This is a genomic window from Bradyrhizobium stylosanthis, from assembly GCF_001641335.1.
Lineage (GTDB): Bacteria > Pseudomonadota > Alphaproteobacteria > Rhizobiales > Xanthobacteraceae > Bradyrhizobium > Bradyrhizobium stylosanthis.
The window spans coordinates 1,371,667-1,396,659 of record NZ_LVEM01000003.1 but is presented as its reverse complement, the minus strand read 5'-3'; the positions used below and the strand labels follow the sequence as shown (position 1 = coordinate 1,396,659).

20 protein-coding genes and 1 pseudogene are annotated in these 24,993 nt (G+C 56.7%); 17 read left to right on the top strand and 4 right to left on the bottom strand.

The genetic code is table 11. From position 1 onward, the window contains the following. Positions 1-493: 493 nt before the first annotated feature. From A7X65_RS26165 to A7X65_RS26140, 6 genes are all read left to right on the top strand, one after another. Positions 494-934 (top strand): response regulator, encoded by a 441-nt coding sequence (locus tag A7X65_RS26165; protein WP_167358287.1) that lies wholly within the window; start codon positions 494-496, stop codon positions 932-934. A 256-nt stretch (positions 935-1,190) separates the two neighbouring features. Then, on the top strand, positions 1,191-1,850 hold the full coding sequence (locus A7X65_RS26160) for an FkbM family methyltransferase (RefSeq protein WP_063690530.1): 660 nt from the start codon (positions 1,191-1,193) through the stop codon (positions 1,848-1,850). Between the two features lie 240 nt (positions 1,851-2,090). Continuing rightward, entirely contained in the window at positions 2,091-2,306 is a 216-nt protein-coding gene (locus A7X65_RS40865; RefSeq protein WP_082885053.1) for an H-NS family nucleoid-associated regulatory protein, read from the top strand. 2,932 nt (positions 2,307-5,238) lie between these two features. Continuing rightward, on the top strand, positions 5,239-6,255 hold the full coding sequence (gene trpD / locus A7X65_RS26150) for an anthranilate phosphoribosyltransferase (RefSeq protein ID WP_063690527.1): 1,017 nt from the start codon (positions 5,239-5,241) through the stop codon (positions 6,253-6,255). A gap of 5 nt (positions 6,256-6,260) precedes the next feature. After that, positions 6,261-7,088, top strand: a complete 828-nt coding sequence (trpC, locus tag A7X65_RS26145) for an indole-3-glycerol phosphate synthase TrpC (RefSeq protein WP_063690525.1) — start codon at positions 6,261-6,263, stop codon at positions 7,086-7,088. 132 nt (positions 7,089-7,220) lie between these two features. Beyond that, the gene (locus A7X65_RS26140) at positions 7,221-7,721 is read left to right on the top strand and encodes a flavin reductase family protein (protein ID WP_063690523.1); all 501 of its coding nucleotides are present in this window, start codon (positions 7,221-7,223) and stop codon (positions 7,719-7,721) included. 95 nt (positions 7,722-7,816) lie between these two features. On the opposite strand, the gene A7X65_RS26135 is transcribed toward A7X65_RS26140, so the two are convergent. Together A7X65_RS26135 and hisC are read right to left on the bottom strand one after the other, a co-directional pair. Further along, the gene (locus A7X65_RS26135; RefSeq protein ID WP_063690521.1) at positions 7,817-8,845 is read right to left on the bottom strand and encodes an LLM class flavin-dependent oxidoreductase; all 1,029 of its coding nucleotides are present in this window, start codon (positions 8,843-8,845) and stop codon (positions 7,817-7,819) included. Positions 8,846-8,885: 40 nt separating this feature from the next. Beyond that, positions 8,886-9,977: a histidinol-phosphate transaminase gene (gene hisC / locus A7X65_RS26130; RefSeq protein WP_063690836.1), complete on the bottom strand. Its 1,092-nt coding sequence runs from the start codon at positions 9,975-9,977 to the stop codon at positions 8,886-8,888. 913 nt (positions 9,978-10,890) lie between these two features. Here hisC and metC point away from each other — a divergent pair. Further along, entirely contained in the window at positions 10,891-12,135 is a 1,245-nt protein-coding gene (gene metC / locus A7X65_RS26125; RefSeq protein WP_082885052.1) for a cystathionine beta-lyase, read from the top strand. Positions 12,136-12,243: 108 nt separating this feature from the next. Here metC and A7X65_RS26120 read toward each other — a convergent pair. Then, positions 12,244-13,142, bottom strand: a pseudogene (locus tag A7X65_RS26120) (LysR family transcriptional regulator). An 895-nt stretch (positions 13,143-14,037) separates the two neighbouring features. Between A7X65_RS26120 and A7X65_RS40860 the strand changes: the two are divergent. The 3 genes from A7X65_RS40860 to A7X65_RS26115 all read left to right on the top strand — a co-directional run bounded on the left by A7X65_RS40860 (position 14,038) and on the right by A7X65_RS26115 (position 16,173). Further along, the gene (locus tag A7X65_RS40860; protein WP_245323847.1) at positions 14,038-14,256 is read left to right on the top strand and encodes a hypothetical protein; all 219 of its coding nucleotides are present in this window, start codon (positions 14,038-14,040) and stop codon (positions 14,254-14,256) included. 225 nt (positions 14,257-14,481) lie between these two features. Continuing rightward, positions 14,482-14,940 carry a MerR family transcriptional regulator gene (locus A7X65_RS40855; protein ID WP_082813809.1) on the top strand — a complete coding sequence of 153 codons (459 nt, stop codon included), beginning with the start codon at positions 14,482-14,484 and terminating at the stop codon, positions 14,938-14,940. 123 nt (positions 14,941-15,063) lie between these two features. After that, on the top strand, positions 15,064-16,173 hold the full coding sequence (locus tag A7X65_RS26115) for a branched-chain amino acid ABC transporter substrate-binding protein (RefSeq protein ID WP_063690519.1): 1,110 nt from the start codon (positions 15,064-15,066) through the stop codon (positions 16,171-16,173). A gap of 166 nt (positions 16,174-16,339) precedes the next feature. Here A7X65_RS26115 and A7X65_RS26110 read toward each other — a convergent pair whose 3' ends face one another. Further along, positions 16,340-17,329, bottom strand: coding sequence for a LysR family transcriptional regulator (locus tag A7X65_RS26110; protein ID WP_063690517.1), 990 nt, complete (start codon positions 17,327-17,329; stop codon positions 16,340-16,342). 973 nt (positions 17,330-18,302) lie between these two features. Here A7X65_RS26110 and A7X65_RS26105 point away from each other — a divergent pair. The 7 genes from A7X65_RS26105 to A7X65_RS26075 are packed head-to-tail and all read left to right on the top strand — an operon-like array spanning position 18,303 to position 24,993. Further along, positions 18,303-18,896 carry a NodA family N-acyltransferase gene (locus tag A7X65_RS26105; RefSeq protein ID WP_063690515.1) on the top strand — a complete coding sequence of 198 codons (594 nt, stop codon included), beginning with the start codon at positions 18,303-18,305 and terminating at the stop codon, positions 18,894-18,896. Positions 18,897-18,937: 41 nt separating this feature from the next. Next, positions 18,938-19,555: a chitooligosaccharide deacetylase NodB gene (gene nodB, locus A7X65_RS26100; protein WP_063690835.1), complete on the top strand. Its 618-nt coding sequence runs from the start codon at positions 18,938-18,940 to the stop codon at positions 19,553-19,555. A 5-nt stretch (positions 19,556-19,560) separates the two neighbouring features. Beyond that, a complete protein-coding gene (nodC, locus tag A7X65_RS26095) occupies positions 19,561-20,925 on the top strand; it encodes a chitooligosaccharide synthase NodC (RefSeq protein ID WP_063690513.1) in 1,365 nt (454 codons plus the stop codon). Positions 20,926-20,938: 13 nt separating this feature from the next. Continuing rightward, positions 20,939-21,568, top strand: coding sequence for a nodulation methyltransferase NodS (gene nodS, locus A7X65_RS26090; RefSeq protein ID WP_063690834.1), 630 nt, complete (start codon positions 20,939-20,941; stop codon positions 21,566-21,568). Between the two features lie 13 nt (positions 21,569-21,581). After that, complete coding sequence (nodU, locus tag A7X65_RS26085; protein ID WP_063690511.1) at positions 21,582-23,303, top strand: nodulation protein NodU; 1,722 nt, start codon at positions 21,582-21,584, stop codon at positions 23,301-23,303. After that, on the top strand, positions 23,291-24,205 hold the full coding sequence (gene nodI / locus A7X65_RS26080) for a nodulation factor ABC transporter ATP-binding protein NodI (protein ID WP_063690510.1): 915 nt from the start codon (positions 23,291-23,293) through the stop codon (positions 24,203-24,205). Before nodU ends, nodI begins: the two co-directional genes overlap by 13 nt. Next, a complete protein-coding gene (locus A7X65_RS26075; RefSeq protein WP_063690833.1) occupies positions 24,205-24,993 on the top strand; it encodes an ABC transporter permease in 789 nt (262 codons plus the stop codon). Before nodI ends, A7X65_RS26075 begins: the two co-directional genes overlap by 1 nt.

The following is a 24,993-nucleotide window of genomic DNA, read 5'->3' as shown; positions in this document are numbered from 1 at the left end:
CATAACCCGTTGCGCTGGCGCACCGCGCTTGCAGTCATTCGCCGGTTTTTGTCCGCGATGCGAACCCATCCAACGTTCAGATATGTTCTATTGATACAATCGATTTTACGAGCCGCCGAGAACGGCGGATAACAAAAATCACTTTCAAGACACGAATTCAGGTCTATCAGGATGGCACCGAGAAGAATTATGAGGGGCGCCTCGAGCATCGAGGGCGGTTGCCTATTAAGGCAACGTCTTCTCGGCGGCTTGCGTAAACCTGCCAGAGACGCGTGGTCCCGCCGTCAGCAAACCTTCGTATAGACGTTGCAACCATTTCGATGCCGGCCACCTACTTACGTTCGATTGAACCGACCATGCGTCCCGTCCTAGCCTCGCGGCGAAGGCGAGAACTGCCGATTGCAGGTGTTTGATGTTGCTTCAGAAGGATCGAGTGCCGTGCGGTCAGCTCGTGCCGAAAGTGCAAAAGAGGTCGCTCCTAGATCTAGTCCGAATGGCCCATGCGCTCGATATCATTTCCGTCGTGTGCAATGATCCGTCGGTTTTTGAGCCGCTATTAAAGATGCTCATTTCACTTGGATGCGTGCCAGAGCTCTTTCAGAATGCCGATGAGTTCCTGAGCTCGAAAAGCTGCATCAGCACATCCTGTTTGATCGCGGATGTGGATTTACCGACCGCAAATCCGCTCGAACTGTACGAGCGGATCATCGCATCCGGAATCTCAATTCCCACCGTTCTGCTTGTGGCCGAGCCCGACGACGACAACTGTACGCGCGCGTTGCAAGCCGGCGTGTCACATCTCCTGCGGAAGCCGCTCAACAATAGCGAGCTGCTCGCGTGCATCAACTCGACACTTAAAGACGGAACGACGCTTCGAACGCGCTTAAAATCGTCGCGCGCCGCTTGGAGACCCCATGGTGCGGGAGCCCGTTGAGCCCGCTCCTGGTAACGGCGAAGGGGTTGAGGGGTCTTAAATCAGCCAGCTCAAATCGTTTTGGGAGCAACGATCCGGCCTTTTCCAGCGCATTGAAGGCGATCAAACGCAGTGTGCCAGAGCGTCGGCCGATAGTCGCACGGCAGGAGTCGCTCGTGCATTAGGTAAACGAGAGGTCAAATTTAAACATGATGCCGTTGTTCAGGGGAAGTCTACCGACGCCGTTAACGCAATCCGGGCATGAGGACTACAGCGCATGCTAGAATCGACCTCATCATTGGATGTACACCAGCAGCTTGTTTCACTGCTGGGAAATCCAAGTCCTACCATCTTGGACATCGGTTGCAACGATGGAACCGACACAAAACGGTTTCTCGAGCTCTGCCCCGAGGCGCGGCTCTATTGTTTTGAGCCGGACCCCCGTGCGGTGGTCCGTTTTAAGAAGAATCTGCATCGGGATCTCGAAAACGTCAGGCTCTTTGAGATCGCGATCAGCGATCGGAATGGACAGATTGAATTCCACCCCAGCAATGCAGATGCTGAGGTGAAAGACTGGGACCTCTCGGGTTCAATACGCCGGCCAAAGAACCATCTTACTGAGTATGAGTGGGTTCGATTTGATCAACCAATCTCAGTTGAAACTCGACGGCTCGATGACTGGGCCAGTGAAGCGAACGTAAATGAGCTCGATTTGATCTGGATGGACGTTCAGGGAGCGGAGTCCGATGTCATAGCTGGTGGCGGGCGGACCTTAAGCAATACGCGGTATATCTACACGGAGTATAGTGACCGCGAGCTTTATGAAGGGCAGCTGTCCCTGCAAGCCATCCTTGAGCTCTTACCTTCATTCGAAGTGGTGCGGCTCTATCCGCGCGCGGTTGAGGGTGATGTGTTGCTCAGGAATACCAGCTGTTAGCGCGTTTCCATGGCGAGCCGGCCGCGTCACGCGATCGCATGATGCTGCAGACTATCGAGTTATACCGGAGTCGCAGTGATGCAGCCGCTGCTGCTGATCATGAACGCGCTTCGCTTTAATGAAGCTATTCGCCCCGCTACTCGCGCTAGCGCTTGCAGAGTTGTCCGCGCGAGATTATCTCGTTGATGAAATGTCTCGCGCGGGCAGCAATGAAGCTGAATGACCTGAAGGCCATGAGTTGTGGAATGTCCACGAGAAGATCTCCGCTGCTCTAACCCGACGGATTACGGCGAAAAGGTCAGGCTCGATGAACTCACCCGGCCCCCCCCTGAGCGTCGACCCTATCCGACCGTGCGGCCAAGGTATCGAAATCCAAAGAACCCGCCGGAAACCTGGTCAGGGCGTGGGAAATGTCCAGATGGCTCGACCCGCAAGTTCGTTCCGGCCGAAAGTTAGATGAGGTCCTCATTGGCCGATCTGCGCGTAAGCGTAGCCAAAAATCCTGACACGTCCATCAGTAATGCTGATTTGACCGTATGCGACGATGCTTGTTCTGAATCGTTGGCTAAGCAATTACGGCTTTCTTCACGCGTGTCTCGCAAAGGCTCGATAGCCTCGTCAGTACCCTCGGCCCCCGCGTCCTCACTCTCCAGCCACCAATAGCTAAACAAGAGCGGCCAACGCCGTCCGGCGAGGCCAGGCATTTCGGCATCGCCTCTTTGGGCCTCAAGGCCCTCAATGAGGAGTAATGATCGGCTAGCCAGCGAAGCGACGTGCCAGGCATCATTTGCTGACCAAGAGATCTGGTCCGTTTGGTTGCAAATCTCTTGGCGCTTGCGGCCAAAGCACCCGAGTGGCTGCACCGCCACAACGTCCTTAAGGGCGATGGCGAAAGCGATCGATGGCTTAGGGCCGGCTATTTCAACGACGTTAGCGGCTTCTGGGTGCTATTGGATTGCGAGTACAGGTCCACATTTTGGACCGAGCAACCTAACGCCACGAGCTAAATAGCTACCGCGCGGCGGCTCAACATAGTCGACCCCATCGATCCAAAAGGAGATATCGTCGATCGCAAGTTGCGGATTAAAAGTCCACCCAGTCTGGACCGCTTTCACCACGGCGAAGGCCCCGCGTGATGAGAACGAGTCTGGGATGACGACATCGGCGTCCTGCTCGCATCTTGATAGAAGCTCAATAAGCTCTTTCACCTTCATTTCACGGCCTTAGGATCGCAGTTGCGAGAAGTATCCATCTATGACTTCTGTAGGATCTGTAAACCCCACGTCAAGCTGCAAGCCACCGATCGCGATCAAGCGCCGCCTCGACTTTTGAGTCCCAGCGTAGTGCCATCTCCATGCCCGGTCGAAAAGCTCAACGCGGCACCGGGTTTGCGGATACCTGTCATGATTGATCAATTGATCCGGCCAGCGCCCATCACACAAACAAAGCTGGGGCGCGAGGACGAGTGGCGCATTACGAGCCGGTAGGATTAGTTCCCCGCAAAGCTGATTCATTTTTCTGGGCTGCCAAACAGCAGTACTTGGGCGATCCGGACTTGAGTGAAGCAATATTGGTCTGCGGCTTCCGCGGCAGCATAATATTCCACGCGAGAATCTTGAATCGGACCCGGCGTCAAGTTGTAGATTCGACAAGGGTAGTGTCAGCACAAACAACAAGGCGCTTCATGATGTCTTGGCTTGTCGCCCCGGAAAGCGCAATTGCTTTGGAAGGAGAGACTTCTCAATGACGCTGTTTCTAGTTCTGCTTCCGATTATGTTTGTGGGTTTCGCAGCTGGGTACGGTATCCGTGCATGGCGTTCTCGAAAGAGGCGTGAGCGCTATCGTTTGCACACGGTCCACCTGCGGCCGACATCCCGCATTGCAGAACGCCCGACTGAATTGTCTAAGCGCAGAGCGTTCTGATACTCATAACAACAGCGGAGTGTGGAGCTGAGGCGGCTAGCCGGAGAGCGTGCGTATTCGGCGGTTCATTGGACAGCGCCGATGGGCGCCTCTCCGCGACCGAATCATTTCTTATGGACCATACGCGATCATGGACGTATGGCGCTGATGCAAACTGCCGGTGGTCATAGCGTCCGATGAGTGCGGGGCCTGATGCGACACCTCTTTCGCGAGCCTCGCGTCATCCACCTGCAGAGCCCCCGCCGAGTGCATCGGCGGGGGGGGTCTTCTGAACGCCTCCGTCTTAAGACTGCATCGGTTGGGCCTCGGCAATCGCCTGGACACCATGCGCCGGACTATCACTGGTCTTTGGGCAGGCGGAGCCTCTCCGTTCGGACGCATGCGTTGCTACTCAATTGAAGCCAAGTGTCCCCTTTTTCAGGGAGGCGGGAAAGCAATATCCGGCGCGATGGTGCCCGCATGAGCCGTGATGCGGGCGAAAGGAATGAAGCTCGCAAGCAGTGTCACAAGGAATGGAACGCACTGCCGGAGAAGGCGGTGCGACGAATATAACCCGTCCCTTTAGTCTCCTGATTGACCTTCCCGCTACGGGCGCGAGGTCAAATCAGGCGAACTCCTCAGAGTAAGCCCGGCATCTCGGAGGTGGCGATCGCAATTTCTTGAGCCGCAGAGCGACAGCCCGTTCGCTCCTCTCGAGCAGGATAGAAAGTCTCTTCGGCGGCTCCTTGTTTGACGCGAGGTCGAGAAGTCGTCCATCGTCTTCCTTGCACCATTGACGAGATCGGTTCCTAAGCATTGCCTACTTGTTGCCAATTCCATTCCGAGTGATCTAAGCCGAAGCAGGCTAGGCAGTTCCATTCAGATGGGGGGGAGCGAATACTCTCCTCTTCCGTGAAGGGCAGCCTTTGTTTTAGGCTGACCAGTCCCCGAGGCGACCAGCCCGCGGGGGGATGGTCTCGGTAGAGATATTGACCAAGGTCCGGTACGCGAGGCCTCCTGGTCGCCTGTCGGAAGGGCGTCGAGGCTGAGTAGTGTGGCAAATGTATGCCAGGTTCATGCACACCCGGTGGCGGCGCTAGTCTGCTTATTTTTGTGAGTATGGCCTCGAGCTCGTTCACCGAAATGGCTTGAAGCTGCCGCAGCGTCAAGTTGTAAGTGTTGAAAATCGATCGCGAGGCAAAGTGACGCGCTCGCCAATGGCGCAGCTACGCTCGTGGTGCGCATGAATGCCAATATGAAGGTAGCTGGCGTGGCAAAAACGCGATCTGGAGCATCTTACAGCTGCCGCGCGCTTCGTTGGATGTTGCCAGGCAGTAGTCGGCGCGGCCTTTGTGGAGGCCAGAAGTGTCGCCGGACAGGCGGAAGGCCGTAGGCAAAAGCTCCAGTCTTTCACGTCGCTCGCATAAGAGCGCTTAATTTCTCGAACTTTCGTAAGCGTTACTAATACCGACAGGCTCAAGAGCACGTGATGGATCTCAAATTGATCATGGGCAAAGTCGCTAGCGGCGTCCCGTTGGGCCACCAGGAAATGGCTTTGGCGATCGACATTATGACGTCGGGCCAGGCGACGCCCTCGCAGATAGGCGGGTTGCTGCTGGCGCTGAGGGTGCGCGGCGAGACAGTTGAAGAAATCACCGGTGCGGTTTCCGCGATGCGCAGCAAAATGCTGCGGGTCGATGCACCCGCCGATTCGATCGACGTTGCGGGCACGGGCGGCGACGGTCTGGGCTCGTTCAACGTCTCGACATGTACCTCTTTTATCATCGCGGGCGCCGGCATTCCTGTCGCCAAGCATGGCAACCGCGCACTCTCCTCACGCTCGGGCTCGGCCGATGTACTGGCATCCCTGGGCGTCAAAATCGACTTGAAACCAGAAGATGTCGCTCGCTGTGTCCGGGACGCCGGCATCGGGTTCATGTTTGCGCCGGACCACCACCCGGCGTTAAAAAGCGTTAGCGCAACCCGGGTCGAGCTCGCGACCCGCACAATCTTTAATCTCGTCGGGCCGCTCTGCAATCCCGCGGGGGTGAAGCGGCAGATGATTGGCGTGTTTTCGCGCAAGTGGGTGCAGCCTTTAGCGGAAGTCTGCAAAAGGCTCGGTGCGGAAGCGGCGTGGGTGGTGCATGGCTGCGATGGACTTGACGAGATGACGCTCACTGGTCCCACCTTTGTCAGCGCCCTCGACAAAGGCCAAATTCGCACGTTCGAGGTGACACCGGAGGAAGCTGGGCTCCCGCGTTACGGAAACGAGAGGCTGAAGGGTGGGGACCCTCATACCAACGCGATTGCACTACGAAGCGTGCTCGAGGGCCTACCAGGCCCATATCGCGATGTTGCTCTCTTGAACGCGGCAGGGGCCTTTATAGTGGCCGGTCGGGCCACAACTTTGAAGGAAGGCGTCGCTATCGGGCGGGACACACTTGATAGTGGTGCCGCCGCAGACCGCCTGAAGCATCTGGTAGCAGTCTCCAACGCCGAATAGACAAGATGGCTGAGCCCGACATTCTGAAGAGAATTGAGATCTATAAGCGGGAAGAAATTGCAGCGGCAAGACGCGCGCTTTCGCGCGCCGAGCTCGACGCGCGCGCACGGTACGCGCCACCCCCGCGAGGCTTTCTAAACACAATTCGCAAAACGCACACATCTGGCGGCTATGCCCTGATCGCTGAAATCAAGAGAGCGTCGCCGTCGAAGGGGCTCATTCGAGCCGACTTCCATCCGCCTTCGCTCGCCAGATCGTATGAAGCAGGGGGCGCGGCTTGCCTTTCAGTTTTAACGGACAAACCCTCTTTTATGGGTGACCTTGACTTTATGGAGATGGCGCGCGCCGCCACAAACCTGCCGGTCCTGCGCAAGGATTTCATTTTCGACACTTACCAGGTGGTCGAGGCTCGCGCCCGTGGTGCCGATTGCATTCTGCTGATTATGGCCGCGCTGGACGACGAGGCTGCCCGCGACCTCGAGGCTGCGGCCTTAGCATACGGTATGGACGTGTTGATCGAAATCCATGATCGCTGCGAACTCGATCGCGCCCTGACACTTCGCTCGCAGATGATTGACATCAATAACCGCAACCTACGCACGTTTGTGACAAATCTCAAGACAAGCGAAATGCTAGCACCACTCATCCCGAAGGACCGACTGATTGTCAGCGAAAGCGGAATCTGCGCGTTCACTGATCTCGAGCGGCTCTCACGAGCCGGTATAGTAACCTTCCTTGTGGGCGAGAGCCTAATGCGGCAGACCGACGTAACGGCAGCAACCCGCGCACTGTTTTCAAATCAATCACGCTGGAGTCAGGGGGCGCATCAATGACACGCAAAGTCTCAAGCCGGTTGCTTCGACACGGGCGCCGAGAGCCGCAAGCAAGACAATGCCCGCACGCAGCCGAGGCGAGAACTTGCACATCCCCACTAGGGGGATGCAAATCCTCGGTTGTCTTGCCACATGAGTGACATTCAATCAATCGAGGCGGCCGAATTTCGCCAGGCCATGCGAAATCTGGCCAGCGGCGTCGCCATCGTGGCGACAGGAACGGCGCGTGCCCGGCGCGGGTTAACGGTGAGTTCTATTGTCTCGATTTGCATAGAACCGCCCTGTTTGCTGGTGGGCATCAACATCAGTTCCGGGACACACGATGCGATACTTGCGAACGGCAGGTTTGGCGTGAGCCTCCTTGCTATTGATCATCAGGACATCGCTCTGCGATTCGCCGGCCGGGATGGCTCTAAAGGAGCCGAACGGTTCGACACGGCTCCCTGGGTCCAGGGGATTCTCGATGTACCTTTATTGCAAAGCGCAATATGCGCTCTCGAGTGCGTTTTACAGCACTACCAAGTCATCGGCACGCACGGAGTATTCATCGGCCGGACCGTGGCGGTCCGCTCAGGAGACGGCTATCCGCTTATCAACTGTCGCGGCGAACTTCGAACAGTACCGCTCGGCTGAGCGTTTTGCCTTTCACTTCAAAACTGGCGGTCGCCCCCCCAGCTGAAATGAAACGCCGAAGGGGCCTGCCGGCGGCGGGACGCAGAGCCTCGTGTTCAGCCAGCGCCCGCGATGATTTCTGAGCGAATAATCGTTGCCGTGGCCAATGAAGCATCCAGCGAGAGGTCCCCAAATGCGAGCTGACACAGAAGGTAATTGGCACCCGCCTCCTCTAGATGATTAAGAAGAGTGTGCCTGATCGAAGAGGCGGTCCCCGCGACGCACAGCTCACTCTCGATTGCTGCATCGAAAGTCAAGGGGAGGTTCGGTGGAGTGGGGATCTTGTTGCGATCATAAAGAAACTTGAAGCTCTTGAGCCAACGATCGTAGGCCGGCGCAGCAAGTGCATAAGCATCTGCTTCAGTGTTGCCGACCACAACCATGCGGAGCAAGCCAAGAAACGGCGATTTACCATTCACATCTGGACGTACCTCTCGACGCGAGCGATACGCATCAGTAATCCTCCGAACAGAGGATGCAGGTCCGATACTTGCGATGTTTGCGCCAATCTCAGCGGCCCAGCTTGCCGAGCCGGGTTGATTAACGGCGATCCATGTCGGCGGATGCGGTCGCTGATAAGGCGTTAGCGTCAATGGAACGTCGTCCAACCGGAAGTGATCCCCTTCGTAGCAGAGCGAGCCGCCTCGCATGGCTTTAACAAGGATCTCGCTGGCCTCTGCATAACGGCCTGGTGCCGCCTCGGCGCTGACCCCGAAATAGCCCAATTCCACTGGAAGTGAGCCGCGTCCCATGCCAAGCTCAAGTCGGCCACCGCTCAAATGGTCCAGCATACACGCCTCTTCGAAGGCTCTCAGCGGGTGATGAAGACTAAGCAGCATGACCATCGGACCGACGCGAAGCTGTGATGTGCGTTGTGCGACGCTCGACAAGAACAGATTTGGTGCGGGGCTTCTCCCATGCGGAGTGCAGTGGTGCTCTGCTAGATGATACGCATAGAATCCCAGTCGATCGCATGCCTCGGCAAGTAGGAGGCGATCGTTATACTGTTTGGCTACGTCATGACCGTCCGCGTCCAGGTGATCGAAGATGCCGAACGCCAGTTTTGAAGGGAAAGTACTTGTCACTCGATCACCTCATGTAAGCAGGATGGCCATTGGTTTGGGGTCAGTTTGGCGACGAAAGAATATCACTGACGGTTGAAAGAAGCGCATCCATTTGCCTTTCTGTGCCGATGCTAATGCGTATGAAATTCTCCAGACCGCTCTCGGGAAAGAACGCAACAAGCACGTTCTGTCTCTGCAGTGCGGCTTGCCACCACGCTCCGTCGTGTCCTTCTGGCACGCGAGCTAGCAAAAAGTTGGCGTGGGACGGCAATGCGGTAAATCCAAGTGCTGATAGCGCGACGCTTGTTAGCTCTCTCTCACGCACGACATATTGATGGTTCTCCTCGAACGCGTCTCGATGCTCAATGATGCTCATGCCGACCGCATGACCAATCACATTCATGTTGAAGAGGTTCTGCATGGTACGAAGCCTGCCGATAAGCTCGGGATGACCGAAGCCAAAACCTATGCGGAGGCCGGCCGTGGCATAACTTTTCGAGAACGTGCGCAGGAGCAGAACATTTGGATAGCGGTTGACGAGCCGTAGTCCATTGTCCGGCGCAAAGTCCACATACGCTTCGTCAAGGACGATCAGTCGATCAGATTGTGCTACGAGCCTTTCGATTTCGGCGATCGCAATAAACGTTCCCGTCGGATTGTTCGGATTGGCTAGCACGATAAATTTGGCATCGCGGGCGGGGCCGGAAAGCAGTTGCTGCGTCGGCAAGGAGTGATCCTGACCCCACCCAATCTCCAGAAATTGGGCCTCGTGCAACATCGCGAGCTTGCGGTTGAACGAAAATCCGGGCGATATCATCGCTACGGCGTCACCTGGAGCGAGGAACGCTTTGTAGATGAGGCCGAGAAGTTCGGACGATCCGTTCCCCGCGATCACCTGATCGGCGGAAAGCCCGTAAGCAGAGGCGGCAGCCTCTCTTAAGCCTACATTGTCATCTTCCGGGTACAAATAATGCCGCTCAAACGCTGCAGTCGCGCTTTTCTTGACAACTGGCGGCAGTGGAAACGGGTTCTCATTCATGTTGAGTTTGACGCAAGTTGCGCCAAGCGCGGGGAGAGCAGGTGGCGGAACTTCCAACTGTTTTGCCACGTGCGAAAGAGATGAGAGTGCGCTTAGCAGCCTTGCGTCTGACATCTGGTCGCTCCGTCGAAGGGCATGGGTTTTGAGCATGGCTATGATCCTATCTGGGTGAACACTCCGGGACATGCGCATGAGCTTACGCGTCAGCAGGCCGACCATGTCTCGCCAGAGCCGGCCAGCGCGGAGCTTAACCCGTTTTAAAGACCGATCCTAAAATCCAAACGAAAAACCGCAACTTGCATAGGGGGCTTTATGCATTGCGAACGGCGCACCAGTCGGATGTGGGCTCTCTGATGATCGAGCAGAGAACGGCGCCCAACTCGGGTGCTGCCTAACTGCTGCGAGCAGTCATGGCCGGGTTCGGGAATCTCGGCGATACCGCGCGGCAAGCTATTGGCACGAACCTCAGCCACACCTGTTCGGCGATGGCTGCCCGCAAGAATGTCCGTCTGGGACCTGGTCATGCCTCGAACGAAGGGGCATTGCCGTTGTTCTCCAGCAGGCACACGCAGGCATTTGCACGCGTCTTGCCGGAGCTGATCGGGGGGCGTGACGGATGGTCGCGGCGCAGACTTTTGCGTTTGAGTCATTCACAATCCTCGTTCGCGAGCCGTCGAAGGCCCCGATGCCTCCCCAGTTTTGGTAGTTTACAACTTGACCTTACGTTCGTTTCAAGACCTTTCGATCCTGATCGGAGAATGTCTCACTCCTTACAAGGAAAGCCGATCTCGATGTGGGCGAGCTGAATTGCAAAATCAAAAATAATCGCAGCATGCTGAGTCAGCGGGGGTCAAAGTCGCATTGAATGCGGCAAATCACCGTTCAAGAGGAGTCACGGATGAGGTCGCAGTCGCATTGCTCGAGGTTGGCATCGTTGTTGCACCAATGCAGCCAAAGCAGGCAAGTGGCCCCGCAGCCTGGCAACGTGGCGCGATCGGTAAGGTAGTGCGATTGAAGAGAAGTTGTCATGAGGTATTTGCAGGTCGAAAAGGACGTAAGAGACACCGAAACTCTACTATGTCGCCTCGGCCGTGCACCGGCAGAACATGCTGGGATGGTGAATGTGCCGATCTATCGCGGATCTACCATCATATCGGAGACCTTAGAGGAATGGGACATCCGGAACAAAGACTATCCCAGCTACGGTCGCTTCGGTACGCCCCTGTCGCGTGCCCTGGAGACCGCGATCTGTAAGTTAGAGGGCGGCTACCGTTCTATTCTTTTCCCATCAGGGCAATCGGCTTGTAGTCACTCACTGCTTGCGTGCTTGAAGGCGGGCGATTCGGTTCTGATCAGCGATGGCGTCTACTCGCCTGTGAGAGCCTTCGCGGACAATGTTCTTGCCAGGCTGCAAATCAAGGCGGAGTATTTCTGTTCAACCAAGCCGTCAGAACTGGCCGCGAAAATCAGCGCAAAGACACGCGCCGTCTACTTGGAATCGCCCTCGTCCATGACGTTCGAAGTGCAAGATGTACCGGCGCTCGCGGCGATCGCACATCTGTCGGACGCACTTGTGATCATGGACAACACCTGGGCGACTCCTCTGTATTTCCGGCCGTTCGAGCATGGGGTCGACATTTCGATCCAGGCTGCGACGAAATATATCGTTGGCCATTCCGATGCGTTTCTTGGCGTTGCCACTGCGAACGAAGCGGCATGGCACGCGCTAAAGTCAACTGCGCAGCATTTCGGCGAAATAGGCGCACCGGATGATATTTATCTCGCCCTCCGGGGAATTCGTACTCTAGGTCTGCGTATGAGGCGGCATTGGGAAAATGGCCTTGTCCTGGCGCAGAATCTGCAAACTCATCCAGCCGTCGACAGGGTGCTCCACCCGGCTCTTCCCAACGATCCAGGCCATGTCATTTGGAAGAGGGACTTCCTGGGCGCCAGCGGACTCTTTGGAGTTGTTCTGAAGCCCATGTCGCCGCCGCAACTTTCGGTTCTGTTCAATAGCCTGCGTCTCTTTGGGATTGGGCTGTCGTGGGGCGGGTACGAAAGTCTCGCGTTGCTCGTCGAGCCGCCGAAACGAATGGAGGGGTCGCTTCCTTTTCCAGGCCCGTTGCTTCGCATACACGCGGGAATGGAAAGTCCGACCGAGCTGATCGCAGACTTGCATAGCGCACTGAACGCCGCCTGCGAAGTTGCAGATGACACTATCGTGCCCCCGGAAACGAGTGAGCTCGTCAGTCAATGTCAAATAGTCAGTTAGTCTTCGTGCGGCGCTAACGATCGTTCGCCGGCCCCTCGTGGTATAGGTGGTATACGAGATGCAATGCGCATTGCATGCGATAGGACGGTATTGACGTTCGGTAGCGATTCAATCGTTCTCGGAATGACTTTCGGCGCGCGTGTAAGCTACCAGATCCAGCCAAGCCCTCGCGGCGGGCGACAGACAAGCATCGCGCCGCCAGATCTTGCAATTTGCCAGTCTGTATCAGCTTCGTGGAGCGGTACCCAAGCGAGCGAACGATGCGTGCGTTGCTCAGCAATTATCCTTGTCAGAAAGGCGGCGCCCATGCCCGCCGCAGCAGGCTCGATGATGAAATCAACCTGGTTGGTGCGCGCTACGACCCGCGGTTCAAAGCCGTGCCGTCGGCATGCGTCCATAACCACGCGGTTCAATGCAAACCCGGTTTCGAAGAGAATGAACGGAATCACGCGCAATGTCGAAAGGTCAAGGGATTGACACTGCGAAAAACTAATGGTCATCGGTTAGCAGAACAGCAAGGGGCTCAGGCTTGACCTCATTGTCATTCAAAAGCTTCCGATACGGGAAGAACGAGGTGGCAAGTTCGACCTCGCCTGATAGCAAAATCTGCTCCAGTCGCTCGCTTCCGTACTCCACGAGCGGATCTCGACGCCTGGATAACGTTGCGGCAGATCGCAAATAGCTTCGCGAAGAGTATGCCACTCTCAACTGGTGGCAAACCGAGCCTGAGAATGCCGCATTTGAGGCTGCGCAGCTCGTTGAGTTCGGATACTAGATCGTCCCGTTCAATCAGAATCCTGATTGCACGGCGGTAAACAATTTCGCCGGCAGCGGAAAGTTTGATGTGTTGGTCGATCCGGTCAAGTAGGGGGCACACCGATCTTATGTTCCAACTGCTTGACCGCCTTGCTGACCGTAGACTGGGTCGCGAACACGAATCTGACGGCCTTGGAGAACCCGCCCTGCCGTACGACCTCGACGAAGGCGCGTAGTTTCGGAGGCTCCATGTGAATTCCGAAGCCGAATAGACTCTATTCGATCAATTCATTCGCTGCGCTAACGGCGGTCGTCCGCGTGAGTTATCGCCGAAAGCAATCTCTGCACCGGCCTGCCAGGACCGCGCGACTCTGCAGGCCGAAAACCTATTCCTGCTTTCGCTCGTTTGGAGTGGTTCTCTGTTTTTTTGACCGGTGGTATTACATGCTGATCCTGCTCTTGCAGTTTGCGGGATCAATGTGAGTCGCGCACTTTCCTGCACGATGTTGATCAGTCGCAGCGTGGTACGATGTTTGAGCCGATTTACGACCGCGGTCACATCAGTGTGCGCTACTAACAGCATCAGTCGAATGCAATCGGTATTGCGGTGCTTCTAACCGAACTCTTGCGGATCGTCTCTTTCTAAAGCCAACCATGGCCGGTCGGATCGAACCACGCCGTGCGTTGGCACAAAAACAATGAAACGGCGATACGACGTTGACGTAGGTCGAGCAGAGCCATTCCCGTGTATGCAGCCTTGTGTTCCAGGCAGCGATAAAGCGTTGCTTTAGCGCGTCGGAGGCGTGGCTCAGACTTCGGGCTCGTTCATCACGAGCTGCCCGATTGCGTGTGAGCAAGTCAGAAAGTTCGAACCAATTTGGAAGAACACGCGAAAATTCGCGATCTCCGCGCAAGCTGGTGGGCAGAAGGATTTCGCCATGCGTTCGAGGCTCCGCGCGCTTGGTTGCGCAGTCAAAATCCAGTCGACATAGCGTTTTGCCCGCATCGATCATGCCAGTGCGATTCCCTGCCGAAGCGCGCAGCAAGTCGACATGCTCATGCCCGACGCGCCGCAGGTCGGTCTTCTTTTTGCCCTAACCCTTTGCAAGGAGCCGAGCGCCGGCGCGATTTTCGATAGGAGAGACGGTGGAAGTTTTGCAGGTACGAAGTGGGGTCTTCGATCCAGAAGACCTTTCAGTGTTGGGAAAGATCTACGATGAAGTGGTGGCGGCGATGCCTGCAAGCATGCGAACTCCCGTCAATCGAACAGAGATTGCCAAACTTGTGCTTGGACGTACAGCCGCTAGTGAGGGCCAATTGGTTCTCTTCCGAAAGCTGATGGTGGCGATTGCGTCAGCCGCCTAGTCCCCCGGCGCTAGAATGCTTCTTCTCCGATACACTGTGTCGGCTTTATCCGGCGCTATGGCAGTAGAGTGGTTGCTTGTATCATGCATGTCACCCAGCCTGCGTAGCCGCTCCAGGAAAGTCGAGTTCGATATTGCCGGCGGAAAGTTGGCAACACGAGCAGCAGGTGGTGGAAACCCCTTGAACCTCACGTGACGTTAGGTTGTAGGTTTGAAAAAGAGAAACATGACCAGACCTACTGTACTCAGGCGTCGGTGGCGACGCATCGGTGAACTTGCGGAGGCGACCGGCGTGACGGTGCGCGCCTTGCGCCACTATGAGCATACGGGATTGCTCAGAGCGTCGCAGCGCACGGGCGGCGGTCACCGAATTTATGACTCCGAAAGCGTCAGAAGAGTTTATCACATTCTCGCGCTTCGCGAGCTTGGATTCTCTTTGCAAGAGATCAGGAAAGCGATGGAGGGCAGGTGTTCACTTCCAAACTTGTTGAGTGAACAATTGGAGCGAGCGGAGATTCAGGTCGCGCGAGCAACCAAGTTGCGCGATCGTTTGCGCAACATTACCAAGAACGCCGAATCGGACGTGAGTGTAGAGGAACTACCTACTCGCCTAGACGCGATGTCGCAGGAAGGCTGCGGACATGCGCGCCGGCGGGCGCGCGCCCCGGATGATGCTGATCGATAGGCGCATAAGAAAGAACAATCGAGCGATGCGGAAGATCGTCTGTGCGGCAGTTGATGTCGCTACAGAGGCGAGCCATCAGGCCACAGCAAGTCCTAAGGGCAAAACCATAGTCAGAGGCGTCAAATGCCATTCTTTAGCAAGATCTCGGTTGCCGGCGCGGCGGTCCTCGCTTCTGTATTGATCTCGGTCGCGTCCGCTGACGAAGTCTATATTGCAGTGGCGGGCCCCATGACGGGAAGCAACGCCGCTGTTGGTGAGCAGATGCGGTATGGTGTCAGTGCAGCGGTTGACGATTTAAATTCTTCCGGAGTGCTTCTCGATACAAAGATCAAATTGATCGTTGCCGACGACGCCTGCGATCCGAAGCAAGCCGTTGCAGTCGCGAATCGATTGGTGGCGGACCAGGTCAGGTTGGTCGTTGGTCACTATTGTTCCTCTTCCTCCATTCCTGCCTCCGACGTTTACGCTGAAGCCGCAATTATCCAGATTTCGCCTGGATCAACTAATCCTCAGTTGACCGAGCGCGGGCTCAAGAACGTTTTTCGGATCTGCGGCCGTGACGACCAGCAAGGCGTCGTCGCCGCGGACTATATCTTGCGGCACTATTCCAAGAGCAAGATTGCCATCCTTGATGATAAGAGCACTGCCGGGAAAGGCATCGCGGATATCGTTGCATCTCGTCTTCACGATGCGGGCCTGCAGGACCTGATGCGGCAAAGCTATATGGCCGGCGAGAAAGATTACTCGGCCCTGGTGTCGAGGCTGAAGAGAGAAGGAATTCAGATCGCCTATATCGGCGGCTACCACACGGAAATCGGCTTGATTGTACGGCAAGCCGCGGACGCACAAGCCGGCCTTACCGTCATGGCTAATGATCCTCTGATGACAGGCGAGTTTTGGGTGATTGCGAACAGCGCCGCAAACGGCACTCTGTTCACATTTATGCCCGACGCCACCAAAAGGCCCGATGCGGCCGACCTCGTCGCTCGCTTGAAAGCATCCAATGGGTCGGCCGAGGGCTATACACTTTACGCCTATGCCGCCGTGCAGGCATGGGCACACGCGGCGAAGCGTGCTGGATCGTTCAACGCTCTGCGCGTGGCGAAAGCCCTTCGGGCGCACGAGGTTGACACCGTGGTCGGCCAAGTTCGTTTCGATGCAAAGGGCGACAATGCGTCCCCCGGCTTCGTAGTAAATCGCTGGTGGAACAACACGATCGAGGTGGTCGAGTAGCATCGACGACGAAGGGCGGTCGATGCTCGAGGGGCGCCACATGACCTAATCGAGCGCGGAACGGCCGAGACTGACCTTGCGGAATCGCTCGATACGGCAAGCTGCTTCGCCTGACCATTGTCTTCGACGGAACTTCTTGGAGAAGCAAGCGGGCGAGTGGCGGTCGTCATTTTGAGCCATCTGAAGCCGCGTCTGTAGCTGACGAAGAGGAAGTCGATCGATGGCCTACGAGAGATTTAGAACCAACAGGGGCTAGGCGCGCCGCTTCCTCAATCAAAACCTCGCGCATCCAAATGCTCGCTGGATCTGTATTGTGGACCGAAGGCCACTGGAGCGCCTCGGTGAAACCAGGCAGCGGTAGCGGAAGGCTGTTGGTTCGCAGTGGCATCGTCTTCGCGAAGTACTTCACAAGGGTCAAGGGCATCGTGGCAATTCGGTTGGTGCCCACGAGCATATGCGGGATCATGCCAAAGCTCTGCACGACGACCTCGACCCGTCTCTTCAGGCCGTGCTCCTTCATGTACCAATCATCTATGGAGGGCACTCGGGAACGCCCGAACTTCACCGCGACGTGCCCCATCGACATGTATCGCTCGAATGTAAGCTGTCGAGACAGCTGCTTATTCGAACGGCAACCGACGCACACGACGCTTTCCTCAAAGAGCACCGCTCTGGGATGCGTGTGCGACATGTATACCTCGGGCACTATAAGGAAATCGATTTCTGCGCGTTCAATCGGCTGATCGAACGGGTCCGCATGAGGCATGAACTCGAATCTGATGCCGGGAGCCTCTTGCGCGACACGCTCCACCACGTTTCGGAGTAGTACGATCGTGGCAAAGTCGGACACGCAGATCTTGAAGCGGCGATTCGACTCGCTCGGCTTGAACGTATTGCCCGACGTAATGGAGAACTGGATGTGAAGCAGAGCCTCCCGAGTTGGAGCGGCAAGCGCCTCAGCACGTGGAGTAGGGATAAGTTCGCGTCCCCTCATCGTAAAGAGCTCGTCACGGAAATACGTGCGCAGCCGGCCAACCGCAGCGCTCATGGCCGGCTGACTCAAGTTGATGCTGCGCGCCGCCGCCGTGAGGTTTCGCTCGGTCATCAAAGCATCGAGCGCGACAAGAAGATTTAGATCAAGGCCCCGAAAGCGCATTGTCACCTATCCGCAGTGTGGATGTTTTTCATCCAAACAATCGATTTTACCAGTTCGCGCGGCGCCAGTTAGGAAGCTGTCAGAATTTAAGAACATGGTAGGTTTTGGAGAAGCGGAGCGTGGCGCGGCATGTCGCAAAGATTGGCGTTGGGATTTCGTCCGCAGCTGAGCGCAGCTTAGCTCGACGATCGTCATCATATTGTCGTCTTCGAAGACATCGCATCGATTCCAATGGTAAGCATTCGTGCGAAGGATCTACGAGCGCTGATGTATCGATCCATCAAGCTCTTCTTAAGAAGATCACTCAAGGGCACGAAAGTCCTCGCGTGCGTCATAGTCCCTGCCAGACGTTGAGCCGGGCGAATCCAGCCGCGACTAGGGTTGTCCCGTTCCGTTTTCCTTACACGCAAGCAGCATTTTCGCTGTGCAAGCTGGGAAGGGTGCTGCTTGGCGAAGCGCAGTTGGGACGCCTTCGCAACAAAATCCCTCGCGAGGTGAGTTCTACATCACGGTCGTGTTTTATTGCAACCGCATGCCGCTCAATAGCGCGTGCAGGAGTGCGGTTTAAACCATCGTATAGCCGCTACATACGCTTCTATGGAAGGCGTCTACCCCGATATGATTGGGTTGGTGCATGGCCCTCCGCTACCTTGCGGGGACCGGAAAATCATCGCGCAGAATGGACGTCTAGGCGCAATGGCAACAAACTAGGATGCAGAGCAGTAGATGACGCAATTGTTGTAACAGCACCGACCGCTACTCGCCTGAAGGAGACGACGGCAACAGTTAGCTGCGGCACGCAGAGCATCCGGAGTATTCAGAACACGCCCGTTCGCCGCGACAACTCAAGCGCCGACAATAAGTCAACATCATCCAAAGTCGCTGACGCCACCATGGAACGAGCAACGTCACGCTGCTCGTCGCTAGGCTCGTGCGTGCCCCAGGAACACTGCAAGAAGCAGGAGAAACTTTCATGCGCCCTCAGATCAAGTGGAGGACGTGTTGGGAAAATGACTTACAACTCGCCGACCACGCCGAGATATCCGAGTTCTTTCGCAATGCCTACGGGCCGACAGGGGCGTTTAATGCAAAGCCCTTTGAAGGCATTCGAAGCTGGGCGGGCGCGAGACCTGAGCTCCGTGTCATCGGATACGATGAACGCGGCGTGGCGGCCCATATCGGAGGGCTGCGCCGGTATATCAAGGTCGGCGAAGTCGACCTCCTGGTGGCTGAACTCGGATTGTACGCAGTGCGTCCGGACCTCGAGGGGCTCGGAATTTCCCATTCCATGCGCGTGATGATTCCTGTGCTGCAGCAGCTTGGTGTTCCCTTCGGCTTCGGTACGGTTCGACATGAACTCAAAGAGCATATCTCAAGGCTACTCGGCCGCCCGGGTTTGGCGACGATTGTTCCGGGCGTTCGCGTTCGCTCCACTCTTCCGGATATCTATCCCAACTTGCCGCCGACTCGCGTCGATGAAGCACTCCTCGTCGTATTCCCTATAGCGCGGCCGATGAGCGAGTGGCCGACGGGCACAGTCATCGAGCGAAATGGGCCAGAGCTGTGAAAGACGCCAATTGCTCCTTCGAAGCGCAGACCAGGCGCGCCATGGATACCCGCAGCGTGCATTTGACGTTTGATGACGGACCGAATCCATACTGCACGCCTGATATTCTCGATGTATTGGCGGAATACCGCGCGCCGGCCACCTTCTGCGTCCTTGGCACGTATGCTGCGAATGAGCCGAGTCTAATTCGACGGATGATTGCGGAGGGGCACGAGGTGGCTAACCACACGATGACACATCCGGATCTATCCAGCTGCGAACCAGACGAAGTGCAATACCAAATCCTAGCGGCAAGTCGGGCTATCAGATGCGCATGCCCGCAGGCGGCGGTGCGACGCGTGCGTGCGCCTTATGGCATTTGGACAAAAGAAGTGCTCGCGCTGTCGGCGAAGGCGCAACTAGCCGCTCTGTACTGGTCAGTAGATCCACGGGACTGGTCCTGCCCGGGCGTCGATGCGATCGTCGACGCGGTACTAGCATCTGTTCGCCCCGGCGCGATTGTGCTCCTGCACGATGGATGCCCTCCCGATGAGTTGAGGCGGGGCATTCATGCCGGTCTACGCAGCCAGACCCTGAAGGCGCTTTCCCAACTCATTCCAGCACTGCGTGAGCGTGGATTTGCGATTAGCCCGCTTCCCCACTTCCCTGAACAAAATTGAGCCCAATGAACCTGCTTGCCACAACCAGCACTGTAGTCGTATCGTCTTACGCGTTGCTCTCCGCAGTCTACAAGACCGTGCAGGCGTTCCACGCCTCTCCGTCACACGCGCCGTCGAGTCCAACACATGCAATTCGTCCCGAAGCCATGCCGAGCGTGGATGTGATCGTGCCATGCTTCAACGAGAACCCGCAGACGCTTTCGGCGTGTCTAGAGTCGATCGCAAGCCAAGATTACGCGGGGCAGCTCCATGTCTATGTGGTTGATGACGGTTCGTCAAATCGCGAGGACGTGGCGTATGTTCATCAAGACTTTGCGGGTGACTCGAGGTTCAATTTCATTCTCCTGCAAAAGAATGTCGGAAAGCGGAAGGCGCAGATTGCCGCAATTCGCCGCTCATCCGGAGATCTTGTACTCAATGTCGACTCGGACACGATACTCGCGACCGATATGGTCGGGAAGCTTGCGCTGAGAATGCAAGACACCGACGTCGGGGCTGCCATGGGGCAATTAACAGCGAGCAACCGGAACGCCACTTGGTTAACTTCCTTGATCGACATGGAGTACTGGCTGGCGTGCAACGAAGAGCGTGCAGCTCAAGCGCGTTTCGGCGCGGTCATGTGCTGCTGTGGCCCATGTGCGATGTACCGGCGATCGGCGCTCGCTTTGCTGCTGGATCAGTACGAGGCGCAATATTTTCGAGGAAAGCCAAGTGATTTCGGCGAGGATCGCCACCTCACGATCCTCATGTTGAAAGCGGGATTTCGGACTGAGTACGTTCCTGACGCCTACGCCGCAACGGTCGTTCCAGATAAGTTGACCCCGTATCTGCGCCAACAGCTGCGCTGGGCGCGGAGCACTTTCCGAGACACGCTGCTTGCGTTGCGGCTTCTGCCAGGTCTCGATCCATACCTGACATTAGATGTTATCGGGCAAAACGTAGGCCCCCTTCTTCTGGCCCTTTCAGTTGTAACGGGTATCGCTCAACTCGCATTCACGTGCACGGTGCCATGGTGGACATGTGTGATGATCGCATCAATGACAATGGTACGATGCAGCGTCGCGGCCTTTCGGTCTCGCCAATTACGATTTCTCGCCTTTTCCCTCCACACTCCCATCAATATCTTTATGCTACTTCCGGTCAAAGCATATGCCTTGTGTACCTTAAGCAACAGCGATTGGCTCTCACGAAAATCGACGAAGGCGACGGTGTCTGGCGGGGAACAGTCGCTCAAGCAGAGCCAAGAGTCTCAACCAGACGCTGCCTGGCTCTCGGGACCGACTGCGCCCGTTTGCAAGCGCGATGGTTTGCGTCGACCTTCTGGTAGTGACGCGGCCGGCCTAGCAGCGGCCAGCGATCGTGCGGACTAAGGAGCGGCTGGCCATGAAGCTGGATGAGAATTACCAATTGTTAGAGCGCGAACTGGCTGCCGTGGATCCGTGGCGACTGGACGGAAATCCGTTCGAGCGAGAGCGCCACGCGCAAATGCTGCGGCTTTCGCTTTTGGATGGTTTTGTCATGAATGCGCTCGAAGTCGGATGCGCAGCTGGCGCCTTCACGGAAAAGCTCGCGCCCCACTGCGAACGACTTACAGTTATCGACGTCGTACCGCGAGCGATCGATCGGGCGAGCCTACGGACGAAGCAATGGTCCCACATCACATGGATTGTCTCTGACATCGAACAGTTCTCGAGGGCAGAGCAGTTCGATTTGATCGTGGTGGCGGAAGTTCTCTACTATCTCCGCGATGTCGGCGAGATGCGTGCGGCCGTCGACAATCTGCTGCGAATGCTCGCGCCTGGTGGTCATCTGGTTTTCGGATCGGCGCGTGATGCCACCTGCCAAGGCTGGGGGCATGTCGCCGGCGCGGAAACGATCATCGCAATGTTGAGCGAAACATTGGTCGAGGTCGAGCGGGTGCAATGCCAAGGGCAATCGACCAACGAAGACTGCTTGCTGGCTCGTTTTCGGAATTCGAATTCACCCACCCTTTTGCTCCAAAATCCATCTTAAGCATTGAGGCACTATGCGCATCTGTGGCATCAAGCTGACGCATGACGGGTCCGTCGCTCTTGTAGAGGATGGACGCCTAGTCTTTTGCATCGAGCAGGAGAAACGCGAAAACAATCGGCGGTATCAAACCATCGAGAATCTCGACGCGGTTGTGCTTGCTTTGGCGGAGCACGGGCTGGATCCCCGCGACATTGATCAGTTCGTCATTGATGGCTGGGACGGCGAGACCGAATCGGAATTCCAGGTCTTGAGTGGGGCCGATCTGCTCACACTCAAAGGTGCGCCCTATGTTGAACGTCCCGAGGGGCTCCTCTCTGCTCACGAGAGGCTTGGCCTTGTGCTCAACGGGAAGAGTTTCTCTTACCGAAGCTATGCACACGTCACAGGCCATGTTGCCTCCGCATACTGCACTAGCCCGTTTGCGAAAGCTGGGGAACCCGCCTTCTGCCTGGTGTGGGACGGCTGCATCTTTCCGCGTCTCTATTATGTAGACGCCAGTGGCGGCCGCTTCCTGGAATCCTTATTCCCGATGATAGGCCACGCCTATGCTGTTGCGGGCCACCACTTCGGGCCGTACCAGCAACCGAACCGGAAGAATTGGGACCTTGGCGTCGCGGGCAAGCTGATGGCCTATATCGGCCTGGGGGCGCCTGATGAAGACATCGTAACGGTGTTTAAGGACGGCTATGAGAAGCACTTTGCGGCGAACACGGAGGCTGCTCGGCGTTACCGTGCAAACATTAATGACGCCGAGGCGTCACTTGCCGCTACGCACGACTACTTCGGAGAATGCGCCCTTCGATTAGACGGTAAGCGAGCCGAAAACATTCTTGCATCGTTTCACGTTTTCCTTGAGCGTCTGCTCGTGAACGAAATGGGCCTTGCTCTGCTGCGGCATTCTAATTTTCACGGACCGCGCAATCTTTGCGTAGCGGGTGGTTGTGGCCTTAACATCAAATGGAACAGTGCGTTACGTGCGTCCGGCTTGTTCGAAGGCGTATGGGTACCGCCTTTTCCGAATGACAGTGGCTCAGCAATCGGGGCAGCATGTTCGGCAATGGTGGCGGACAAGGGTTTCGTGCCACTGGAATGGTCGGTCTATAGCGGGCCGTCCCTCACCAGCGGCGATACATCAGTGGAATGGAGGGCCACGCCGTGCAACATCAGCGAGCTTGCCGCGCTGCTCGCAACCAATAAGCCCGTGGTGTTCCTGGCCGGTCGCGCCGAACTCGGACCGCGCGCCTTGGGGGGAAGAAGCATTCTTGCTGCGGCGACCTCGCCAGCCATGAAGAACTATCTCAACGACATCAAAATTCGCGAGCATTTCCGACCGGTTGCCCCGATATGTCTGGAAGACCGAGCGCCGGAGATTTTCGATCCTGGAACGCCGGACCCTTATATGCTCTTCGACCATCAGACGCGGCCAGAATGGCGAGACAAAATCCCGGCGGTTGTGCACCTTGACGGATCTGCACGATTGCAGACGGTTGGCAGAACATCGGGGCATAAGGTTGCTGAGTTGCTCATTGAATATGAGAAACTCACAGGCATCCCGCTGCTTTGCAATACAAGCGCCAACCATCATGGACGTGGCTTTTTCCCCGATGTCGCAGCCGCCTGCGAATGGGGACGCATCGAACACATCTGGTGCGATGGTCTGCTGTGGAGCAGAACGACAGCAACAGAAGCGTCGTTGTCTGATCGACCAGTCGAGATGGACGCATGTCGAGCGTAGCGATCGACGTTGCCGCTGTACACAAATCGTATCGCGGCAAAGTCGTTGTCAACGGGCTAACGTTCAGTGTTGCGGCGGGGGAGTGCTTCGGTCTGCTTGGACCGAACGGCGCGGGCAAAAGCACCATCGTGCGTATGATCCTCGGCATGGTGCCGCCGGACTCTGGCAAGATCGCGGTGCTCGGCCAGCAAGTGCCGGTACAGGCTCGCCTGGCACGCGCAGGCGTGGGCGTGGTCCCGCAGTTTGACAATCTCGAGAACGAGTTCACCGTACGCGAGAACTTACTGGTGTTCGGGCGCTATTTCGGTTTAAGCGCGCGTGAAATCGAGGCGGTTACTCCATCACTGCTCGATTTTGCCCGCCTCGAGATCAAAGCGGATACGCGCGTTTCCGAGTTATCAGGAGGCATGAAGCGGCGGTTGGTGCTGGCACGTGCGCTGATCAACGATCCGCAACTGCTCGTGATGGACGAGCCAACGACCGGGCTCGACCCGCATGCCCGACATTTGATTTGGGAACGACTACGATCGCTACTTGCGCGTGGTAAGACGATCCTGCTGACCACTCACTTTATGGAAGAGGCTGAGCGGTTGTGCGACAGGCTGTGCGTGCTTGAAGAGGGACGCAAGATAGCCGAAGGCGAGCCTCACGGGCTGATCAACGAGCAGATTGGCTGTGACGTCATGGAGATCTATGGCGGAAACCCGCAGGAATCCATTGAGCTGATCAGGCCCTACGCACAACGCATCGAGCAGAGCGGCGAGACTATTTTTTGCTATGCACCAGATCTGGAGCAGGTGCGTAAGCAGTTGCGGGGGCGGGCGGGTTTGCGCCTTCTGGAGCGTCCGCCGAATCTCGAGGATGTGTTCTTGCGACTTACCGGACGCGAGATAGAGATATGATGAGAATGACTTATAGCGCGGCTATGCCCGCCAATGCGGTTAACTGGGTCGCAGTATGGCGTCGCAACTATTTGGCATGGAGGAAGATTGCGCTTGCATCGCTTCTTGGCAATCTCGCCGATCCAATGACCAATCTACTTGGTCTTGGCTTTGGCCTCGGGCTGATTGTCGGCCGCGTGAACGGGACTTCATATGTCGATTTCCTGGTCGGGGGCATGGTTGCGACCAGCGCGATGACTTCCGCAAGCTTCGAAACCATTTACGCCACATTCGCCCGCATGCACACCCAACGAACATGGGAGGCAATGCTGTGCACACAGCTCACGCTCGGCGACATCCTGCTCGGTGAAGTGGCATGGGCAGCCAGCAAGGCCGTGCTGGCTGGCACAGGAATTACGATCGTTGCCGCGGGAATGGGTTATGCGGCATGGCCCTCCATGCTCTATGCACTACCCGCAATCGCTCTCACCGGGTTCGTCTTCGCGAGCTTGGCGATGGTGATCGTGTCGCTAGCGCCTAGCTACGACTATTTCGTGTTCTACCAAACGCTCGTCCTTACACCCATGGTGTTCCTGTGCGGCGCGGTATTCCCGATCAGCCAGTTGCCAGCCGCCTTGCAGATCGTAGCAGGCATGTTACCCCTGGAGCATTCGATTGAGCTCATTCGTCCGGCGATGCTTGGCCGACCGGCTGCCAGCGTCGGGATCCATATTGGCGCACTCTGCATTTACGCGGTCTTGCCGTTCTTGCTGTCGGTTGCGCTTCTTCTCCGACGCCTCATGCGCTGA

Excerpts from the sequence above, each read along its gene's own strand:
- A7X65_RS26165 (WP_167358287.1), top strand. The coding sequence starts at position 494 with ATGGCCCATGCGCTCGATATCATTTCCGTCGTGTGCAATGATCCGTCG.
- A7X65_RS26160 (WP_063690530.1), top strand. The coding sequence starts at position 1,191 with ATGCTAGAATCGACCTCATCATTGGATGTACACCAGCAGCTTGTTTCA.
- trpC (WP_063690525.1), top strand. The coding sequence starts at position 6,261 with ATGGCTGAGCCCGACATTCTGAAGAGAATTGAGATCTATAAGCGGGAA.
- A7X65_RS26140 (WP_063690523.1), top strand. The coding sequence starts at position 7,221 with ATGAGTGACATTCAATCAATCGAGGCGGCCGAATTTCGCCAGGCCATG.
- hisC (WP_063690836.1), bottom strand. The coding sequence starts at position 9,977 with ATGTCAGACGCAAGGCTGCTAAGCGCACTCTCATCTCTTTCGCACGTG.
- metC (WP_082885052.1), top strand. The coding sequence starts at position 10,891 with ATGAGGTATTTGCAGGTCGAAAAGGACGTAAGAGACACCGAAACTCTA.
- A7X65_RS40855 (WP_082813809.1), top strand. The coding sequence starts at position 14,482 with ATGACCAGACCTACTGTACTCAGGCGTCGGTGGCGACGCATCGGTGAA.
- A7X65_RS26115 (WP_063690519.1), top strand. The coding sequence starts at position 15,064 with ATGCCATTCTTTAGCAAGATCTCGGTTGCCGGCGCGGCGGTCCTCGCT.
- A7X65_RS26110 (WP_063690517.1), bottom strand. The coding sequence starts at position 17,329 with ATGCGCTTTCGGGGCCTTGATCTAAATCTTCTTGTCGCGCTCGATGCT.
- A7X65_RS26105 (WP_063690515.1), top strand. The coding sequence starts at position 18,303 with ATGCGCCCTCAGATCAAGTGGAGGACGTGTTGGGAAAATGACTTACAA.
- nodB (WP_063690835.1), top strand. The coding sequence starts at position 18,938 with ATGGATACCCGCAGCGTGCATTTGACGTTTGATGACGGACCGAATCCA.
- nodC (WP_063690513.1), top strand. The coding sequence starts at position 19,561 with ATGAACCTGCTTGCCACAACCAGCACTGTAGTCGTATCGTCTTACGCG.
- nodS (WP_063690834.1), top strand. The coding sequence starts at position 20,939 with ATGAAGCTGGATGAGAATTACCAATTGTTAGAGCGCGAACTGGCTGCC.
- nodU (WP_063690511.1), top strand. The coding sequence starts at position 21,582 with ATGCGCATCTGTGGCATCAAGCTGACGCATGACGGGTCCGTCGCTCTT.
- nodI (WP_063690510.1), top strand. The coding sequence starts at position 23,291 with ATGTCGAGCGTAGCGATCGACGTTGCCGCTGTACACAAATCGTATCGC.
- A7X65_RS26075 (WP_063690833.1), top strand. The coding sequence starts at position 24,205 with ATGAGAATGACTTATAGCGCGGCTATGCCCGCCAATGCGGTTAACTGG.